The organism is Bradyrhizobium sp. ARR65, from assembly GCF_000472385.1.
GTDB lineage: Bacteria > Pseudomonadota > Alphaproteobacteria > Rhizobiales > Xanthobacteraceae > Bradyrhizobium.
Window position 1 is genome coordinate 1 of the sequence record NZ_AWZU01000032.1, and the last position, 19,098, is coordinate 19,098.

General features: G+C 62.9%; 19 protein-coding genes and 1 pseudogene. 11 read left to right on the top strand and 9 right to left on the bottom strand.

Annotation, left to right across the window (positions count from 1 at the left end; translation table 11 throughout):
- Positions 1-295 precede the first annotated feature (295 nt).
- From F758_RS0128345 to F758_RS44680, 3 genes and pseudogenes are all read right to left on the bottom strand, one after another.
- Positions 296-1,492, bottom strand: coding sequence for a GAF domain-containing protein (locus F758_RS0128345; protein WP_024511058.1), 1,197 nt, complete (start codon positions 1,490-1,492; stop codon positions 296-298).
- A 1,131-nt stretch (positions 1,493-2,623) separates the two neighbouring features.
- Positions 2,624-3,466: an AAA family ATPase gene (locus tag F758_RS0128350; RefSeq protein WP_024511059.1), complete on the bottom strand. Its 843-nt coding sequence runs from the start codon at positions 3,464-3,466 to the stop codon at positions 2,624-2,626.
- Positions 3,467-3,571: 105 nt separating this feature from the next.
- Positions 3,572-3,816: pseudogene (locus F758_RS44680) on the bottom strand (GlsB/YeaQ/YmgE family stress response membrane protein).
- 120 nt (positions 3,817-3,936) lie between these two features.
- On the opposite strand from F758_RS44680, the gene F758_RS0128360 reads away from it, so the two are divergent.
- From F758_RS0128360 to sseA, 3 genes are all read left to right on the top strand, one after another.
- Positions 3,937-5,112 carry a vWA domain-containing protein gene (locus tag F758_RS0128360; protein WP_024511060.1) on the top strand — a complete coding sequence of 392 codons (1,176 nt, stop codon included), beginning with the start codon at positions 3,937-3,939 and terminating at the stop codon, positions 5,110-5,112.
- A 149-nt stretch (positions 5,113-5,261) separates the two neighbouring features.
- Entirely contained in the window at positions 5,262-5,675 is a 414-nt protein-coding gene (locus tag F758_RS0128365; protein ID WP_024511061.1) for a rhodanese-like domain-containing protein, read from the top strand.
- Positions 5,676-5,795: 120 nt separating this feature from the next.
- Positions 5,796-6,650 carry a 3-mercaptopyruvate sulfurtransferase gene (gene sseA / locus F758_RS0128370; RefSeq protein WP_024511062.1) on the top strand — a complete coding sequence of 285 codons (855 nt, stop codon included), beginning with the start codon at positions 5,796-5,798 and terminating at the stop codon, positions 6,648-6,650.
- A 10-nt stretch (positions 6,651-6,660) separates the two neighbouring features.
- Here the strand turns inward: sseA and F758_RS0128375 are convergent, their stop codons facing one another.
- Positions 6,661-7,671 carry a hypothetical protein gene (locus F758_RS0128375; RefSeq protein ID WP_024511063.1) on the bottom strand — a complete coding sequence of 337 codons (1,011 nt, stop codon included), beginning with the start codon at positions 7,669-7,671 and terminating at the stop codon, positions 6,661-6,663.
- A 366-nt stretch (positions 7,672-8,037) separates the two neighbouring features.
- Between F758_RS0128375 and F758_RS0128385 the strand changes: the two genes are divergently transcribed.
- Complete coding sequence (locus F758_RS0128385) at positions 8,038-9,276, top strand: L,D-transpeptidase family protein (RefSeq protein WP_024511064.1); 1,239 nt, start codon at positions 8,038-8,040, stop codon at positions 9,274-9,276.
- A gap of 121 nt (positions 9,277-9,397) precedes the next feature.
- On the top strand, positions 9,398-10,363 hold the full coding sequence (locus tag F758_RS0128390) for an NAD-dependent epimerase/dehydratase family protein (protein ID WP_024511065.1): 966 nt from the start codon (positions 9,398-9,400) through the stop codon (positions 10,361-10,363).
- Between the two features lie 4 nt (positions 10,364-10,367).
- Here F758_RS0128390 and F758_RS0128395 read toward each other — a convergent pair whose 3' ends face one another.
- Together F758_RS0128395 and F758_RS0128400 are read right to left on the bottom strand one after the other, a co-directional pair.
- Positions 10,368-11,327 carry a D-2-hydroxyacid dehydrogenase family protein gene (locus F758_RS0128395; RefSeq protein ID WP_024511066.1) on the bottom strand — a complete coding sequence of 320 codons (960 nt, stop codon included), beginning with the start codon at positions 11,325-11,327 and terminating at the stop codon, positions 10,368-10,370.
- A gap of 123 nt (positions 11,328-11,450) precedes the next feature.
- Complete coding sequence (locus tag F758_RS0128400; protein WP_024511067.1) at positions 11,451-11,666, bottom strand: hypothetical protein; 216 nt, start codon at positions 11,664-11,666, stop codon at positions 11,451-11,453.
- A gap of 257 nt (positions 11,667-11,923) precedes the next feature.
- Between F758_RS0128400 and ettA the strand changes: the two genes are divergently transcribed.
- The 3 genes from ettA to F758_RS0128415 all read left to right on the top strand — a co-directional run bounded on the left by ettA (position 11,924) and on the right by F758_RS0128415 (position 15,699).
- Entirely contained in the window at positions 11,924-13,576 is a 1,653-nt protein-coding gene (ettA, locus tag F758_RS0128405; protein WP_024511068.1) for an energy-dependent translational throttle protein EttA, read from the top strand.
- 141 nt (positions 13,577-13,717) lie between these two features.
- Positions 13,718-14,302, top strand: coding sequence for a TIGR00645 family protein (locus F758_RS0128410; RefSeq protein WP_024511069.1), 585 nt, complete (start codon positions 13,718-13,720; stop codon positions 14,300-14,302).
- A gap of 167 nt (positions 14,303-14,469) precedes the next feature.
- The gene (locus F758_RS0128415; protein ID WP_024511070.1) at positions 14,470-15,699 is read left to right on the top strand and encodes a lytic murein transglycosylase; all 1,230 of its coding nucleotides are present in this window, start codon (positions 14,470-14,472) and stop codon (positions 15,697-15,699) included.
- A gap of 242 nt (positions 15,700-15,941) precedes the next feature.
- Here the strand turns inward: F758_RS0128415 and F758_RS0128420 are convergent, their stop codons facing one another.
- Both F758_RS0128420 and F758_RS0128425 read right to left on the bottom strand, forming a co-directional pair.
- The gene (locus F758_RS0128420; protein WP_024511071.1) at positions 15,942-16,226 is read right to left on the bottom strand and encodes a hypothetical protein; all 285 of its coding nucleotides are present in this window, start codon (positions 16,224-16,226) and stop codon (positions 15,942-15,944) included.
- A 237-nt stretch (positions 16,227-16,463) separates the two neighbouring features.
- A complete protein-coding gene (locus F758_RS0128425; protein ID WP_024511072.1) occupies positions 16,464-16,784 on the bottom strand; it encodes a hypothetical protein in 321 nt (106 codons plus the stop codon).
- 168 nt (positions 16,785-16,952) lie between these two features.
- Between F758_RS0128425 and F758_RS0128430 the strand changes: the two genes are divergently transcribed.
- The 3 genes from F758_RS0128430 (at position 16,953) to bfr (ending at position 18,324) form a co-directional block, all read left to right on the top strand.
- Positions 16,953-17,252: a hypothetical protein gene (locus tag F758_RS0128430; RefSeq protein WP_024511073.1), complete on the top strand. Its 300-nt coding sequence runs from the start codon at positions 16,953-16,955 to the stop codon at positions 17,250-17,252.
- A gap of 176 nt (positions 17,253-17,428) precedes the next feature.
- On the top strand, positions 17,429-17,692 hold the full coding sequence (locus F758_RS0128435) for a (2Fe-2S)-binding protein (RefSeq protein ID WP_024511074.1): 264 nt from the start codon (positions 17,429-17,431) through the stop codon (positions 17,690-17,692).
- Positions 17,693-17,835: 143 nt separating this feature from the next.
- Positions 17,836-18,324 (top strand): bacterioferritin, encoded by a 489-nt coding sequence (gene bfr, locus F758_RS0128440; RefSeq protein ID WP_024511075.1) that lies wholly within the window; start codon positions 17,836-17,838, stop codon positions 18,322-18,324.
- 165 nt (positions 18,325-18,489) lie between these two features.
- Here the strand turns inward: bfr and F758_RS0128445 are convergent, their stop codons facing one another.
- Positions 18,490-19,095: a pyridoxamine 5'-phosphate oxidase family protein gene (locus tag F758_RS0128445; RefSeq protein ID WP_024511076.1), complete on the bottom strand. Its 606-nt coding sequence runs from the start codon at positions 19,093-19,095 to the stop codon at positions 18,490-18,492.
- Between the last annotated feature and the right edge of the window lie 3 nt (positions 19,096-19,098).

Genomic DNA, 19,098 nt, shown 5'->3' on the forward strand with positions numbered 1-19,098 from the left:
TCGAGCTGATCGACGGCGCCGGTCACTGGATCCAACAGGAGCAGCCGGTTCGGCTCAGCACGCTCCTGCTCGCCTTCATCAAGGAGGTCGGTGGGGCGGATCACACCAGCGATTTCGGACCTGGCGGCCGTTAGCCGGATGACGCGATCATTNTTGTCCTGCCAATACAATCCGCCAACACGCTGACGCCCCGGCGTGAGGGTGCAGCGACGTGTCTCGCATCTAAATCCGCGCCTGTACAGAAGGCTTATCGCGTGGCGTCCCAATGTATCGTGAGAAACGAGTCGGCTCCGCGTCAAACCCGGCACTGCGCCAGTGCTGCACGACCTTTTCGCCTCGTAAAATTCTCGACGAGAGCGATTTGCCTGTCCGTGAAGGGGCGAATCTCCTGGCGAAATAACGCGAACAAGCCGATAAGCTCGCTTTCCTTCAACATAGGCACTACAACCATTGTCCGCCCACCTGCGGTATCGACTGCCGCGACAACGTTGGGGACGCCGGCAGCGTAAGCCGGAAGCGCTTTTAGATCGGGAAAATGACCGACCTTGTGCGTCCTGATAGTAGCGGCCATCGGCGTATCAGGATGAGGTCGCATCTTCTTTTTACGGAGGCGCATAAACTCGGGAGGCACATTGTGCGCAACCAGATCGAGTTCAGTCCCGTCCCAAAGATTGAGGGTGCCGAAGCTCGCGTCGCAGACGCGTGTCGCATTCTCGAGCATCTTGCTGAATACGGGTTCCAATTCACCCGGCGACGAGCTGATTACCTTGAGAACCTCGGAAGCCGCGGTCTGCTGCTCCAAGGATTGCCGCAATTCATTAAATAGCCGCGCGTTCTCGATGACTATCGCGGCCTGTGCGGCGAAATTCTTCATCAGCTCGATTTGCCTTTCAGAAAACGGGCGCACTTCCTGACGAAAGATGCCGATATTGCCAACCAGCGTGTCTTCGCGAAGCATCGGCACCATCAGAAGCGTTCGGGCGCCCGCCAGATCAGCCAGTGCTACGGTCGATGCTTCGCCTTCGATGTAGGGCCGACGCGTTCGGAGGTCATCGATATGCGCGATCTGCTTTGTCCGAGCGAGATGAGCCAGGCCACTGGCCGGATGCGGAAGGATGATTTCGCCAATTCGCGTCGCGAATTGCGACGGCGTATTATGTACCGCAACACGACGGAAAGCATCTCCGCTATAGAGATTGAGCACGCCAAAACGAGCATCGCAGATGCGCGTCGCATGTTCTAGAATGGCCTGAAATACCGGCTCCGGCTGGCCGGGCGAGGAACTGATCACTCTGAGAATCTCGGAGGCCGCCGAGAGCTGTTCTAAAGCGTCGTCACGTTCGCGAGCGAGCTTTGATGTTTGCTTCTTTCGCTTGCCAACAAATGCTGCGCGACGGTCCGCAGCACTTGGGCCTCCGCGGACTTTCGCTAGCCCCACCTTGCGAAGCCGCCATTTGCTCGGTTCGCGACCAACCCTCGAGCGCCGTTTCATCCGCTATTCCCCGGGGTCTAGGCCGAAATCGTAGCAGACGGAGCTTGCGCAACGCCACAGTTATTCCGGTTCCAGCGTGGTAGGACGGCCGACCAGCGCACTTTTAAACGGGGCTGGCTGTGGCGACGGTTAGCGTTAGCTGTTCTCGTCGCGCGAGACGCCTTTCGCGCCGACCGCCGCTTTGGGTCAAAGTCGGGGTCGAAGATCGGGGGAGAGAAGTCCGGTTACCCGTGACAGCGAACCGGCGCGGCGTTCTCAGCTTCTTCGCCTTGGAGCCACAAGACGACCTTCGCCCCCGTCCCTGTGATCGGCTGATTGGCTCAGGCGTGGTGCCCTGTCTTGTTCATTCGATGTGTGCTGGCGGTGGGCGGGATGACCCCAGCAGTCAGGAATTCGCCGCCTGTCGGGCGAATCGGTTGCGTTATCGCTCCGGTGACTCGCTCATCCCTCCTTTTCCTGCACGAAAACGCTGCGCGCCAGAAATCGGATTCCAAGAGCCGCTTCAAGGGGATCGGGAGTTCAAGCCAGGTGCGCAAAAATAATTAGATTTCGTTTTTTCCGAATCTATGATTTAACCGTCCCGTTCCGCGCCGATGAAAGGGGCGTATCGCGATCGTCACGAACGTGGCGCGGAGTGCGGTGGACGTGAGTGGCCGATAGACGAGCGGCGCATTTGCGTACGGCGAAATCGTGTGGTCCTGGCGCGCCCATGCAGGCGCCAAGTTGGCGACGATGCTTACGCATCGCGCCGGCGACGGTGGCAACAAGCTGGTTCACCGAGGAGAGCGCGGAGTAAGCCGTAAGCCATCGTGCAGGGAAGGCCGGTTGTTACCGCCTGTACCTGTGGTCAACGCGCCTCGCGCAAATCTTCTTCGCGCGGGGACCCCGGGTGCATGCGGCCACCCGGCCTTCCCTGCGCCCTCTGCTGCTGGAGGGCTACGACTAATGCAAAGCTCGGACGCCAGGCGCCGCGAGAAGGCGAGATGTTGGCTTGCGAAAGCTCAAGCGAAGTTTCCATCCACGATCGAGGTGCTATGGAACTGCTACTGGCGAGTCGCGCGGTGTCGGGGCGAGGGTGCAGCCGGACTCGCTGCAGCACGTTCGATACCGAAAAGCAGCCGGCCTTTCCGTTCAAACCTCCCGCCGGCTCAAGAACGCCAGCCGCTCGAACAGGTGCACGTCCTGCTCGTTCTTCAAGAGCGCGCCGTGCAGCGGCGGAATCAGCTTGCGCGGGTCGCGCTCCCGCAGCATTTCCGGCGTGATGTCTTCGTTGAGCAGCAGCTTGAGCCAGTCCAGAAGCTCGCTCGTCGACGGCTTTTTCTTCAACCCCGGCACCTCGCGTACTTCGAAGAATATCCGCAACGCTTCTTCCACCAGGCGCTTCTTGATGTCGGGGAAGTGAACCTCGACGATCTTGCCCATCGTCTCCGCATCGGGAAACTTGATGTAGTGAAAGAAGCAGCGGCGCAGGAAGGCGTCCGGCAGCTCTTTTTCGTTGTTGGAGGTGATCATCACGATCGGGCGGAGCTTCGCCTTGATGGTCTCGCCGGTCTCGTAGACGTGGAACTCCATGCGATCAAGTTCGAGCAACAGGTCGTTCGGAAACTCGATATCCGCCTTGTCGATTTCATCAATCAAAAGCACCGGGCGCCGCTCGGAGGTGAAGGCCTCCCACAATTTGCCGCGCTTGATGTAGTTCTTGATGTCGGACACCCTGGCATCGCCGAGCTGGCTGTCGCGCAGGCGCGAAACCGCGTCGTATTCGTAGAGGCCCTGCTGCGCCTTGGTGGTGGATTTGATGTGCCAGGTTAGAAGCGGCGCGCCCACCGCCTTCGCCACTTCCTCGGCCAGCACGGTCTTGCCGGTGCCGGGCTCGCCCTTCACGAGCAGCGGGCGCTCGAGCACGATCGCGGCGTTGACGGCGACCTTGAGGTCATCGGTGGCAACATAGTCCTTGGTGCCGGTAAATTTCATCAAAGCTTTGCCTTTTTACCTTCTGCTGCAGCGCAAGCTGAACAATCCTGCCTTAGCAGGAAAACGCTGCAGAAACAGCATCGATTGAGGGAATAGGGGGATGCGTCAGGCGCGCCTGACCAATGACAGAATGACGAGGACGATGACCGCGCCGATGGTGGCATCGACGATTGCGCCGAGCGTGCCGGTGGCGAGTTCGACATGCAACTGCGGCAGCACCCAGCTTGCCACCAGCGCACCGATGATGCCGATCACGATATTGCCGATCAGCCCGAACCCGGCGCCGTGCAGATCAGTCCCGCGAGCCAGCCCGCGATCGCGCCGATGATCAGCGCGGCCAAGATACCCATTGAAAAGCCCTCGCCAAAACTTCGTTCACATCAATTCTAGATGAAAAAGCCGACCGGTCCAGGGTGGTCACGACGGGCGAAGCCCTTGACGCGCATCATATGACGGGCAATCTGTAAGCCATGTTCCTGCAATTCTTCACCTCGCTCCGCGATGCCCAGGTCCCGGTGACCTTGCGCGAATATCTGACGCTGATGGAGGCGCTCGACGCCGATCTCGCCGAGCACTCCGTGGAGAATTTCTATTACCTGTCCCGCGCTGCTTTGGTGAAGGACGAGCGCAATCTCGACAAGTTCGATCGCGTCTTCGGCACGGTATTCAAGGGGCTGGAAAGCCTGTTGGACGCGATGGAGAAGGCGGATATTCCGGCCGAATGGCTGAAGAAGCTCGCCGAAAAATATCTCACCGAGGAGGAAAAGAAGCAGATCGAAGCCATGGGCTGGGACAAGCTCATGGAAACCTTGCGCCAGCGCCTGAAGGAACAGAAAGAGCGTCACCAGGGCGGCAACAAATGGATCGGCACCGCCGGAACCTCGCCGTTCGGCGCGTATGGCTATAACCCCGAAGGCGTGCGCATCGGGCAGGACAAGAACCGCAATTTCCGTGCGGTGAAAGTTTGGGACCGCCGCGAGTTCAAGGATCTTGACGGCAATGTCGAGCTCGGCATCCGCAACATCAAGGTTGCGCTGAGGCGCCTGCGCAAATTCGCCCGCACCGGCGCGCCCGACGAACTTGACCTCGACACCACCATCAAGGAAACCGCCAACCACGGCTATCTCGACGTGCACATGCGTCCCGAGCGGCGCAATGCGGTGAAGGTGCTCGTGTTCTTCGATATCGGCGGGTCGATGGACTCGCATGTCGAGCAGGTTGAAGAGCTGTTCTCGGCGGCGAAGAGCGAATTCAAGCACATGGAATATTTCTACTTCCACAACTGCCTCTATGAAGGCGTGTGGAAGGAGAACCGGCGCCGCTTCACGGACCGCACGCCGACTTGGGATATCCTGCACAAATACCCGCACGACTATAAGGTCGTGTTCGTCGGCGACGCCTCGATGTCGCCTTACGAGATCATGGTGCCCGGCGGCTCGGTCGAGCATGTCAATGAGGAGGCGGGCTCCGTGTGGTTGGAGCGCGTCATCCGCACCTATCCGCATGCAGTGTGGCTCAACCCGGTGCAGCAGAAACACTGGGACTATTCGGAATCGACCACCATCATCCGCCGCATCTTCGAAGGCCGCATGTTTCCGATCACCATCGAGGGGCTGGAAGCCGCGATGAAGGAGCTGGTGCGGTAGAGCCGCGCGCCGTCGTTCCGGATCAGCCCGCAAAGCGGGCTGATCCGGAATCTCGAGGTTGTGGACGCGATCGAGATTTCCGGGTTCGCTCGCTTTGCGAGCGCCCCGGAATGACGGGAGAGAAACGACGGATAAGAGAGGGAGAGGCAATGCCCCAGACCATTCATCGCGGCATCAAGGCCTTGGTCGATGAAGCCAACGCCGAGATCGAAACCTTGAGCGCTGCGGATGCGATCAAGGCGGCGCAGAGCGGGGAGGTCGTGATCGTCGACATCAGAGATCCCCGCGAGATCGAGCGCGAGGGGCGCATTCCCGGTGCCTTCTCCTGCACCCGCGGCATGCTGGAGTTCTGGATCGACCCTGCAAGCCCCTATGCCAAGCCGATCTTCCAGCAGGACAAGAAATTCATCTTCCATTGCGCGGGCGGCCTGCGCTCGGCCCTGGCTGCCAAGACCGCGCAGGACATGGGACTGAAACCGGTCGCCCATATCGCCGGCGGCTTTGCCGCCTGGCGCGACGCCGGCGGGCCCACGGAGAAGTGGGAGCCGAAGAAGAAGGATTGAAGGACTTCTTCGTCATTCCGGCGCGCGTGAAACGCGCGAACCCGGAATCTCGCAAGACAACCTCTCGATTCCGGGTCTGCGCAAGCGCGCAGCCCGGAAATGACGAACAAGGACACACACATGAGCACCACCGACCCGCTCGTCACCACCGACTGGCTCGCCGCCCATCTCGACGATCCCGACGTCAAGATCCTGGACGCATCGTTCAAGATGCCCGGCGTGCTGCCGCTGCCCAAGGACGACTATCTCGCTGCGCACATTCCCGGCGCGGTGTTCTTCGATGTCGACGCGGTGTCGGATCATTCCAATCCGCTGCCGCATATGTTTCCGAACGCGGAGCAGTTCGGCCGCGATGTCGGCGCGCTCGGCGTCGGCAATGATGACACGGTCGTCGTTTATGACGCCGGCGGCTGGGTGGCCGGTCCGCGCGCCTGGTGGATGTTCCTCTCTTACGGTCACGACAAGGTCCGCGTGCTCGATGGCGGCTTGAAGAAGTGGCGTGCCGAGGGGCGTCCCGTCGAGAGCGGCGCGGTTACGCCCCGGCCCGCGACCTTCAAGGCGAGCTTCGATGCAAAGCGCGTCCGCACCATGCAGCAGATGGTCGCGAACCTCGAAAGCCAGGCCGAGCAGGTGGTCGATGCACGCGCGAGCGAGCGTTTCGAGGGGCGCGTGCAAGAACCGCGGCCAGGTTTGAGGTCAGGCCACATCCCGCGCAGCCGCAATCTTCCCTACAACAACCTGTTCGATGCCGCGACCGGCACGATGAAGCCCCTTTCCGAACTCCGCACCGCCTTCTCGGCCGCAGGCGTCAAATTGGACGCGCCGGTCGTGACGAGCTGCGGCTCGGGCGTATCGGCCGCGGTGCTGACGCTCGCGCTCTATCGCCTCGGCGTCGAAAACCCGGCGCTGTATGACGGTTCCTGGTCCGAATGGGGCCTCTCCGAGGGGCCCGCGGTCGCGACCGGGCCCGCGTGACCAGGCGAAGTCAACGCGTTGCCGCGGCCGGCTGGGCGAATTGCGTTGGCTGAGCGGGCTGCGCGAACGGCATCGGCTGACTGGGCTGTCCAAACGGATAGAGCGCCTGTTGTCGTTGCTGCGCCGCGGCGGTCTCCCGACCCAGCCGCGCGCGGCGGGCCGCCAAGCGGCGACGCCGCGCACGCTCCTTTTCCTTCTTGGCCTCGGCTTCCTTCTTGGCGTCGCTGCGGTCCGGCTCGGCCTTGAGTTTTGTCTCGGTCGCGGGCTGGTCGATGGTGACGGGCGTACCGCCCAGTGTCGCGATATTGCCGGCAGTCGGATCACGCTCGCTCGCGGCTGATGCATCGGCCGGCGTGAGCGTGTCTTGGAGCGGCTCGCTGGCAGCCGACGATGCGGGGGCCGTCGCCGCCGGCGGTGCAGCCACGCTATCGGGCGATGCGGGAGTGGCCGTCGTGGCCTGCTCGATGCTCGCGGGCTTGGTTTCGGAGGGCGACGGCGCTTCGGCCGGCGCTGCGTGTTGCGCGAGTGCCGCTTCCTGCGCCGGCTGCACTGGCACGGCTTGCGGTACCGCAATGGAGTCGGCGGCCGGCGCCTTGGCCTCCGCCATTCCCTGCTTGGCCGTGACTTCGGGCGTCACCGCCTCCTGCTTTACCGCGTCACCGCTTTGGGCTGCCTCGGCCTGGGCTGGCTTCGGGGCCGATGCCTGCGGATCAAGCGCGGCGGTCTTGTCGGGCTCGGCTTGCGGCGAAGGGTTTGCCGCGGACTGCGCGGGGGCAGCAACAACGGAAGCATCCGCTTCCTTCGACTCAGCCGCAGCGGGCTCGACCCGCAGCATCGCGATCACCGGCTTGGCGGTCTCGGCCTGCTGCGCAACGGAAGCTTCGGGCGCGGGCCGCCACGATCCGCTTGAAGCGAATTCCTCATGCGCGGCCCGCAGGATCGCCGTGGCACCCAGTCCGAACACCAGTACCGATATGGAGACGACGATCGCGGCGAACAGGAAACGAAAGCCGGGAAGCATGGAAAGGGCAATTCCACCTTGCAAGAAAGCTTGCGAAGGCCTTTGAGCCATCAGGAACGCGGTGACCACAGAATTGGCCACGTTCACTCCGCGTCTGGATAGCCGCCGATGCGGAGCGAATCAGGCTCGATCCAGAATACCGCAAGCCGTCTCGCGCTGTTTGTTAAAAAATGGGCGCCGCGATCGCGCCGCGATTGGGGAGAGAATTATTTCCGGAACCTGCGGCTTCCCTGCAACGCCGTTGAAAGATCGTCACAAATCGCCCCAATCGGGCTCTGATTTCGCGGAATTGTCTTGAATGCGCCGCTATCTTCGGTCATCAGCCCGTAAACGGTCCGCTGTCGGCTTGGGGTCTATACAAGAGCGATGATGATCAAACGCATTCTGACCATTTGCGCCGCTGTTACGGCTGGCGCGGCGACGATCCCGCTTGCACAGGCCCAGCAGGCCTATCCCGCTTCGCCCGGACCGGTCTATTCGGCCGCTCCGCAGCCCTATTCACCCGGTTCTGCTCCCAATTTCGACTCCCTGGACGACGACGAGGCGCAGCCCACCGTCAGGCCACTGCCGCCGCCGGGCCCGGTCATGTCCCCGGATGACCCGCGCTATGGCCGTCCGCTCTATTCGGACCGTGGCGTGCCGACTGGCCCGGTGATGTCGCCCGACGATCCCCGCTATGGCCGTCCGGCTGGCGCACCGCCGGTCTATTCGGAACGGAGCGGCGAGCCCACCGGTCCGATCCTCTCGCCCGACGACCCTCGTTACGGCCGCCCTTCCGGACCACCGCCGGTGATCTATGCCGACCGTCCGGCCGGCGCGGCGCCGCAGCCCTATGCGAGCGCCGATCCCAACACACCGCGTCCGCCTGAGGGCGTGGGAACTCCTGGCAATGTGACAGGCGCGCTGCAGCCGCCGCCCACAGGCCCCGATGGCAGGCCTATGACGGTTGCGTCGCTGCCCCCGGAGGAGCAACCCGACACCGCACCTGCGCAACTGCCGCCGAATCTGCGCCGGCAGGAGGTTTCCTTCGTCACCAAGGAACCGCCGGGAACGATCGTCGTCGATACGCCCAACACCTATCTCTATTACGTGCTCGGCAATGGTCGCGCGATCCGCTACGGCGTCCGCGTCGGGCGCGACGGCTTTACCTGGACCGGCGTGCAGAAGATCACGCGCAAGAAGGAATGGCCGGACTGGTACCCGCCGAGCGAGATGATCGATCGCCAGCCCTATCTGCCGCGCTTTATGGCCGGTGGTCCGGGTAATCCGCTCGGTGCGCGCGCCATGTATCTCGGCAACACCGTCTATCGCATCCACGGCACCAACCAGCCGTCGACTATCGGCAAGTTCGTCTCCTCGGGCTGCATCGGCATGCTCAATGAAGATGTCTCCGATCTGTTCGATCGCGTGAAAGTCGGGACTCGCGTGGTGGTGCTGCCGGGCGGTCCGCCGCCGGCCGCAACTGCCTCCGCCCAGCCGGTGCCGGGATCATCCTCGGCCACGGCGAGACAGGCTCCGGCACAGCAGCCGGTGCAGGTGTCCAGCGCGCCTGGCACGTCACCCACCGTGGTGCCGCCGCTACCGGCCCCGGTGACGGTGCGCTAAGCGCATCCCAAATTTCTTTCGAATCGGGCGATTGCCAAAGCAATCGCCCGATTTTTTGCGCTTGAATTTGCGCGCTGTCCGACTACGTGCCGCTCGTCGCAACGGCATGGAGATCTGGCACATGCGGATCTTTGTTGCAGGCGCCACCGGCGCCGTCGGTCGCGAGCTCGTTCCCGCGCTCGCTTCCAAGGGCCACGAGGTCACTGGGCTGACCCGTAGTCCAGCGAAAGCCGAAACCATCAGGCGCATGGGCGGCCAGGCGGTCGTTGCCGACGCGCTCGATGCCGCAACGATGATGAGCGCTCTCCGCGCCGCCGAACCTGAGGTCGTTGTTCACGAGCTGACGGACCTCGGCGCCTTGACGGATCTCCGGCATTTCGATCGTGCTTTCGCCGCCACCAACCGGCTGCGCACCGAAGGCACCGATATCCTGCTGGCGGCGGCGCGTGCGGTCGGCGCAAGGCTATTCATTGCACAGAGTTTCTGCGGCTGGACTTTCAGCCGCACTGGCGGTGCCATCAAGACCGAAGCCGATCGGCTCGATCCGAATCCGCCGAGCGAACTGCGCGGCACGCTCGAGGCCATCCGATATCTCGAGCGCACGGCAACGGCCTCATCGCAGCCTGAGGGCATCGTGCTGCGCTATGGATCATTCTATGGCGAGGACACCGGGATGCTCGCGCCGGCGATGGTCGATCAATTGCGCCATCGCCGCGTGCCGATGATCGGCGACGGCGGCGGCTGGTGGTCGTTCATTCATGTGGCGGATGCCGCGGCCGCAACCATTGCCGCGATCGAGCGCGGCAAGCCTGGCCAGATCTACAACATCGTCGACAACGAGCCTGCCCAGGTGAAGGATTGGCTGCCGACACTTGCGCAGCTCATCGGCGCGAAGCCGCCGCGGCACGTGCCGGCCTGGCTCGGCCGGCTGCTTGCGGGCGAGCACATGGTTGCGATGATGACGCAGGTACGCGGCGGCGCCAATGACAAGGCCAGGCGCGAACTCGAGTGGCGCCCGGCGTATGCGTCCTGGCGGGAGGGCTTTGCGCAGGTGCTGCACCAGCGAGCGCCGAAATCTGCGGCCTGAGCGATCAGACCAGCCTGCGCGGCGGCTCGCCCTTGAACCAGGCGTCAATTGTCTCGACCATCTGGCCATAATGGGCGCGCAGGGCATCGACCGAGACGTAGCCGAGATGCGGCGTGATTACCATGTTGTCGAGCTTGCGGAAGGGATGATCGAGGGGCAGCGGCTCGACCGAGAAGACGTCGACAGCCGCGCCCGCGATCTTCTTCTGTTGCAAGGCCTCCAGCAGCGCCTGCTCGTCGACGATCGGCCCGCGCGAGGTGTTGACGAGAAACGCGGTCGGCTTCATGCGGGCGAGGTCGTCACGGCCGACCAGCCCGCGCGAGCGCTGGCTCAGCACCACATGGATGGTGATGATGTCGGCGTTCGCAAACAATTCCTCCTTGCCGGCACAGGCGACGCCAACCTCCTTGCAGCGCTCCGGCGTCAGATTCGGGCTCCAGGCCATCACGCTCATGCCGAAAGCCCTCGCAAGGCTGGCGACCTTGCTGCCGAGCTTGCCGAGGCCCACGACGCCCAGCGTCTTGCCCTCGATTTCGATACCGGCAAAGGTCTGCCAGAGTTGGCCCGCATGCATCCGTGCGTTCTCTCTTCCGATGCCGCGGGTCAATTCCAGGATCAGCCCCATCGTCAAGGCCGCCGTCGGGTCCTGGCTCCATTGCGTGCCGCAGACCACGACGCCGCGCTCCTTGGCCGCCTCCATGTCGATAGCCGCATTGCGCATGCCCGAGGTGAGCAACAGCTTCAGCTTGGGCAGTTCGGCAATTAGCGCGCGGGGAAACGCCGTGCGTTCGCGCATCGCGCAGATGATCTCAAAGTCCTTCAGCGCGGAGCTTGCCGCTTCCTGGGATGCAAAGTGATGGTTGAACACGGTGACGTCGGCGCGATCGGAGATTTTCGACCAGTCGGCGACATCAAGCGCGAGATTGAGATAATCGTCGAGAATTGCACAGCGCAGCCGCGTCATGAGAAGGTCCGTTCATGGCGAGAGTGACGGCGCGGGCCGTCCGGGAGGGGTGCCATGGTTGCGCGCAATCTCGATGCGCGCAAGCGGTCCTCGGCTTCAAAACGCGCTGAAGAGGCATCCGCCTCAGAAATCGCCCGTCTTCAGCCGGAAGGCGGCCAGTTCGCCGTGCTTGGCGCGCCATGCCGGGCCGGGACCACGCATGTAATGCAGTTCCGGCCGGTAGGGGTGGAAGGCCTTGGCCACGAATTCGTGCCAGAAGCTCTTCAGGCCGGCTAAGGGGCCGGTACGTCCGTTGCGGCTCGCCGCGGGGGTGATGCGATCAGAAGCTGTGATGGCCATGACGCAGGCTCACTGTTTTCGTTGGCGGCTTTGGCCGCGTACGACGCGGTTTTCCACGTCGAAGACCAGCTTTGGCCCGATTTATTAAAAGATAGTTTCAAATGTCGTGATTCGCCGCACAGATGGTGAGCACCCCGTATTCGCCCGTGGTGAATAGACGGAAAACCCAAGGGTTGCGGTTGCCCTTTGCCGGTCCCACGGCTACATCAGCCGCAGCAAATTTCCGACAAATCTGAAGGGTTTCCCAGGGATCGCCGATGGCGCGTCAATTCGTATATTTCATGCAGGGTCTGTCCAAAACCTATCCGGGCAACCGCAAGGTGCTCGAGAACATCCACCTCTCGTTCTACCCGGACGCCAAGATCGGTGTGCTCGGCGTCAACGGCGCCGGCAAATCGACACTGCTGCGGATCATGGCCGGGATCGACAAGGACTATACCGGCGAAGCCTGGGTCGCCGAGGGCGCGCGAGTGGGTTACCTTGAGCAGGAGCCGCAGCTCGATCCCAAACTGTCGGTCCGTGAGAACGTCATGCAGGGCGTGGCCAAGCAGAAGGCCATTCTCGATCGTTACAACGAATTGGCTGTCAACTACTCCGACGAGACCGCCGAGGAGATGACAAAACTGCAGGACGAGATCGAGGCCCAGGGCCTTTGGGATCTCGACAGCAAGGTCGACCAGGCGATGGACGCGTTGCGCTGTCCGCCTGATGATGCCGATGTGACAAAACTCTCCGGCGGCGAGCGCCGCCGCGTCGCGCTGTGTCGGCTCCTGCTAGACCAGCCGGAGCTCTTGCTGCTGGACGAACCGACCAACCATCTGGATGCCGAATCGGTGTCATGGCTGGAAGGCCATTTGCGCCAATATCCCGGCGCGATCCTGATCGTTACCCACGACCGCTACTTCCTCGACAACGTCACGGGCTGGATTCTCGAGCTCGACCGCGGCCGCGGCATTCCCTACGAGGGCAATTACTCCTCCTGGCTGGTGCAGAAGCAGAAGCGGCTGGAACAGGAGGGGCGCGAGGAGGCGGCGCGCCAGCGAACGCTCGCGCGCGAGCAGGAGTGGATCGCGGCCTCGCCGCGCGCGCGTCAGGCCAAGTCGAAGGCGCGCTACCAGCGCTATGAGGAGCTGCTGCAGAAGGCGTCCGAGAAGACGACGCAGACTGCGCAGATCATCATTCCGGTGGCCGAGCGGCTTGGTCAGAACGTTGTCGACTTCGAAGGGCTCACCAAGGGCTTTGGCGACCGGCTCCTGATCGACAATCTCACTTTCAAGCTGCCGCCGGGCGGCATCGTCGGCGTGATCGGCCCGAACGGCGCCGGCAAGACCACGCTGTTCCGGATGATCACCGGCCAGGAGAAGCCGGATAAAGGCACGATCACCATCGGCGAATCCGTGCATCTCGGCTATGTCGACCAGTCGCGCGACTCGCTCGACGGCAACAAGACCGTGTGGGAAGAGATCTCCGGCGGCAATGAGCTGATCCTGCTGGGCAAGCGCGAGGTCAATTCGCGTGGCTATTGCTCAGCGTTCAACTTCAAGGGCGCCGACCAGCAGAAGAAGGTCGGCTCGCTCTCGGGCGGCGAACGCAACCGTGTGCACTTGGCGAAGATGCTCAAATCCGGCGCCAACGTGCTCCTGCTCGACGAGCCGACCAACGATCTCGACGTCGACACCTTGCGCGCGCTCGAGGAGGCGCTGGAGGATTTCGCCGGCTGCGCCGTGATCATCAGCCACGACCGCTGGTTCCTCGACCGTATCGCCACCCACATCCTGTCCTTCGAAGGCGACAGCCATGTCGAATGGTTCGAAGGCAACTTCCAGGATTATGAGAAGGACAAGATGCGCAGGCTCGGGCAGGACAGCATCATTCCGCACCGGCTCAAGTACAAGAAGCTGACGCGGTGAGGCCTCGAGGGCCGTAGTTTGGCCTGAAAGCTTTGCAAGGCAGAGCCTGCGTGGGAGGCGCTGCGGCCACTTGTCGCTTCACAGCACGAGGGGATTGCGTAGATATAGCGCTCCGCAATCAAATCCCACGAGCAATTCCAGATGTTCCTGACCTCCGACGCACCTGTGCCGCCGAAGAGCATATCGCTGCGCCCGGTTCCCATGCTGATCTTCGGGTCGCGTTGGCTGCAATTGCCGCTCTATGTCGGCCTGATCATCGCTCAGGGCATCTACGTCGTGCTGTTCGTCAAGGAACTGTGGCACCTGTTCGCCCATGCCTTCGATTTCAGCGAGCAGCAGATCATGCTGGCGGTGCTCGGCTTGATCGACGTCGTCATGATCTCGAACCTGCTGGTCATGGTGATTGTGGGCGGTTACGAGACGTTCGTCTCGCGCCTCAACCTCCAGGGTCATCCTGATGAGCCGGAATGGCTGAGCCACGTCAACGCCAGCGTCCTGAAGATCAAATTGGCGATGGCCATCATCGGCATCTCCTCGATCCATCTGCTGCGGACCTTCATCGAGGCAGGGGCGCTGACTTCCGGAAAGACCGGCTACACCGAAACCGGCGTGATGTGGCAGACCATCATCCATGCCGTTTTCATCCTGTCAGCGATCGGCATTGCCGTCGTCGACAGGCTTTCCAATGCTTCGATCGAAGACGCCAGGAAGTCGGCGGCACATTGAGAGCGATTCACGGCTTGCGCGCGCACCGGGAGCAGCGCGCTCGGTGTTGCGGTTCACAAGCCCATGCGGCCGTGATAGTTTGGCGAGATGACCGAGATCGATGCCCGCACCGAAATGATTGCGCGACGCTCCGATTGGATCACTGCTTGAGCGGACGGTTCGCGTTGATGTCCCGCCGCGCGCTCGGCTTCGGCCTCCTGCTCCTGACATTGCAACTGGCAGCGCCCGCCCACGCGGCCGATGCCGCCTTCACCCAGTTCATCGACTCGCTCTGGCCGGAAGCGGAGGCGGCCGGCGTGTCGCGCGCGACGTTTGATGCGCAGACACGCGGGCTGGAGCCCGACTACAAGCTGCCCGACCTGATCCTGCCCGGACGTCCGCCGACCGGCGCGCCGGCGCAGGCTGAGTTCGTGCAGGTTCCGGCGGATTACGTCAAGGAAGCTTCCATCGCCCGGCTTGCGGCGGAGGGGCAGAAGCTGTTGCAGCAATATCGCCCCTCGCTGAACACGATCGAGAGCCGCTTCGGCGTGCCCGCGCCGATCGTGCTCGCGATCTGGGGCCGCGAGACCGACTTCGGCCGCTACAAGCTGCCTTACGATGGATTGCGCGTGTTGGCGACGCAGGCCTATGTCGGCCGGCGCAAGGACACCTATCGCAACGAGTTCATCCTGGCGCTGAAGCTTCTCAGCGAGGGCGCCGTCAGTCGTAAGGACATGACGGCCTCGTGGGCCGGCGCGACGGGCCTAACGCAATTCCTGCCGTCGGAATATTACAAGCACGGCGTCGACCTGGATGGCGACGGCCGCACCGACATCTGGCATTCGGTGCCGGATGCGCTCGCCTCCGCGGCCAAGCAGTTGCTTGACAAGGGCTGGCAGAGCGGGGTGCGCTGGGCCTACGAGGTGAAAGCACCGGCAAACGTCGATTGTACGCAAGGCGTGCCGGAGGTGACAAAGCCCATCCGCGAGTGGCTGCGGGAAGGCTTTGTGCCGGTGCGGGGAGAGAAGCTCAGCGCCGCTGAGCAGGCGCAGCCGGCCTCGCTGTTGCAGCCCGAAGGCATCTACGGCCCGGCTTTCCTGACCACCCAGAATTACTTCGTGATCAAGGAATATAACTTCTCCGATCTCTATGTGCTGTTCGTCGGCCATCTGGCCGACCGGATGACCAGCCCGCTGCCGTTTGCGACGCCGTGGTCGGCGTCCACGCAGTTGCGCACCGCCGATGTCGAAGCGATGCAGCGCGGTCTCACGCGCATCGGACTGTACAAGGACAAGATCGACGGCAAGGCCGGCATGCAGACTCGCGCTGCGCTCGGCGCCTATCAGAAATCGGCCGGGCTGAAGGTCGACTGCTGGCCAAGCGAGACCGTGCTGCGCGCGATCAACGCGGCGCGGTGAATGAAAGGGATTGAGAAGCCGTCGCTCAGACCGTCATCCGAAGGAGGCCGCGAACCGCGGCCGTCTCGAAGGATGAACGGCCCTGCTTTGAGAACTGGGCGGTAGCCCTTCGAGGCTCGCTCTCGCGAGCACCTCAGGGGTGACGGGACGCCGAATTCGCTTCAGGCCAACGCGAACATACGCGCGAACATGGGCCAAAGAAAAAGCCCGGCCGAAGCCGGGCTTTTGAAACATACGTTAGCTCAGTAGCAGACGCGCACCGGGCGGATCACCCAGCCGTAGCCGTCCCAATAGCGCTGGCGCTGCCAATAGCAGCCATAGGGCGGCGGGGCCGGCTCCGCCACGTAAACCGGCCCGCCATAGGCAGGACGGCTCGCGGCAATGGCGCCGCCGACGATCGCGCCACCAAGCAGGCCGGCCGCAATGCCGGCGCCGACACCGTCATGGGCCTGCGCCGCCGGCGCGACCGAGACCAACGATCCTGCGACCGTTGCAACCGCAAGCAACGCGGCAACTGTCTTCTTCATTTCTTTGGCTCTCCTGAGGGTGGCGCGCCTTGGAGGCCGCGCCGGGTTTTAAGAACTCTTCACGCCGTGTCCGGAACTGGCCGTTGCGCTTAAGAAAACGCCTAAACGGTCAACCCCGGGTAAACGAGCTTCCAGGTGGCGCCAAAAAGCGGTGTTTTTCAGGCCACCAGATGAACGGCGTCCAGGGCGAATCTGAGGTCGGGACGCCGCCCACAAGTTTTAATGCGGATAGACGGGTCAACCACAGACGCGGACGCTGCGCACCCGCCAGGCGTAGCCATCCCAGAAGCGTTGACGCTGCCAGTGACAGGGACCGACCGGGACCCCGACCGGCGCGTCGACATAGGCCGGACCATAATAGGGGTAGTAGCCCGGTCCATAGTAGTAATCCGGGCCGTAGTAATACGGGCTGGAGGCGATGGCGCCGCCGATGATGGCCCCGCCGATCAGGCCCGCGGCGAGCCCCGGACCCCAGCCGCCGCGCCAGGCATAAGCCGGCGAGGCCGCCGATAGGGCCAAAATGGCGACGGCGGCGAGTGCCACAAACGTCTTCCTCATGGTGATACCTTTCCAACTCAGCGAAGACGGTCCGCAAAGTTCCACAGGACGCTTGAATGTTCAATGAACGAGACCGCCATATTTGGCGACAAATCGGCGGAATAGGCCCGCACACGCCGCGAGGCGCAATCTGCGGTGATTTGCGCAAGCTTTGGACCGGGAGACCTCGTGGCTGGCACCGTGACCAATTTCCTCTTCGCCGTCGGAGCCACATCGGCGATCTGCTACGCGCTGGTGAACCGGCGCGATAAGCGCCGCGCCAATCGCCAGCTCGCGCGCGACCGTTCCGGCTCGGATGGCGGCGACAGCGGCCCGTCCGCTGGCGACGACGGCTGGACCATCTCGAGCTGGTTCGGCGGCGATCATTCCTCCTGCGACAGCTCGGGCCATCCGAGCGACGGCGGTGGCGGCGACAGCTGCGGTTCCGACGGCGGAGGTGGCGGCGACGGCGGGAGCGGCGGCGATTGAGGCGCGGTCATGCGCCTTCGCGTGCGCGTTTGATCTGTCGCAAGAGGCTGTCCTTAGAGCGATTCTAGCCTGTGGCAGCCACTTTGGAATCACTTCAAATCAGGGTTTTTCCTTTTGATTCCCGCTGCACGCTTCTCTATCGAAGATGGCGCATCACCAAGGCCTTCGACCTCTTCATGATCGTCTGTTCCTGCAACGTCATCACCGACCACGATATCCGCAACGCCGTCAGCAGCGCTGACGACGTGCTGCGCCATGCCAAGCAGGTCTATGGGTGCCTTGGCTGCAGTATGGAATGCGGCCGCTGCGCGCGGACCATCAAGACCATCATCGACGAGGCGCTCGGCACCTGCGCACGATCCTGCCAGACCGGATGTCCGCACAGCCGCACCGTGGCGGATACGCCGTCCGAAAGCGAATTCGCGCTCGCCGCCTCCTGAGCGATCTGGCGTTCCCCCAAATTTTGCCCTTTCCGGCTTTCGCCGGAAGGGTTGTCTTGCCGTAGAATCTCATTCAGAACGGTTCCAGGTCGGCCGCTGGCCAGGCCTCAAGTCATCTCGGCCTTCAACCTCCGGAGTGCATCATGCAGGGCGACGCCAAAGTCATCGAGTATCTCAACAAGGCTTTGCGCCACGAGCTCACCGCCATCAACCAGTACTGGCTGCATTATCGCTTCCTGAACAATTGGGGCCTGCTGGAGATGGCCAAGGTGTGGCGCAAGGAGTCCATCGAGGAGATGCAGCACGCCGACCGCATCACCGACCGCATCATTTTCTTCGACGGCTTTCCGAACATGCAGGTGTTAGATCCCTTGCGGATCGGCCAGAACGTGAAGGAGATCATCGAATGCGATCTCGCCGCCGAGATGAGCGCGCGTGCGCTCTATCAGGAAGCGGCGACGCATTGCCACGGTGTGAAGGATTACGTCACGCGCGATCTGTTCGAGAGCCTGATGAAGGACGAGGAGCACCACATCGATTTCCTCGAAACCCAGCTCGATCTGATCAATCGCATCGGCCTTGAGCTCTACACCCAGAGCCATATCGGCGGCCTCGAAGACGAGGCGCATTGAGGGCTAAACGGTAAGCGATATTTCGGTTTCGCGCGATCTATCGATGGAGTTGTAGGGTGGGCAAAGGCACGTTGCGCCGTGCCCACCTTTTTAGTTGCGATTTTGGTGGGCACGCTTCGCTTTGCCAACCCCACGGAAACTGGCAAGGATAGTAACCGCGATCGCTCACAACTGCGTCTTATAGCGCGCTTCCACTGCGGCCTGGCTTTCCGGCTCCCCGAGCGTGGTCTGATCGTGGATGATCTCGCTGATGCTGGGAAAGCTGGCGCGCTTGACCTGCGCCTCCTGCGACCACAGGCGCGAGCGCATCAACGCCTTGCCGCAATGGAAATAGGCCTCGCTCACCTCGATCCGCAGCACGGCCCGCGGCGGCTTGCCGAACTCGACCATGCTCGCCAGGAGCTGCGGATCCGCGGTCAAGCTGCCGCGGCCGCCGACGCGCAACGTCTCGTCGATGCCGGGCACGAAGAAGATGAGCTGGAGAAAGCCGCTCCCCTCGACGATGTTCTTGAAACTGTCGATCCGGTTGTTGCCGGAGCGGTCGGGCATCAGGAGCAGGTTCGGCCCTTCGACATGGATAAAGCCGGGATGGCCGCCCCGCGGCGAGGCATCGACGCTGCCATCCGCGCCTGACGTTGCGAGCACGCAGAACGGCGACATCGCGATGAAGTTCTTTGCGTGTGCATCGATCGAAGGCCGTGCCTTGGCGACGACGCGCGGCGTCGGCTTGGGATAGATCGTGGCGAGGTCGGCGGCTGAAATGTCGGTCAAGGC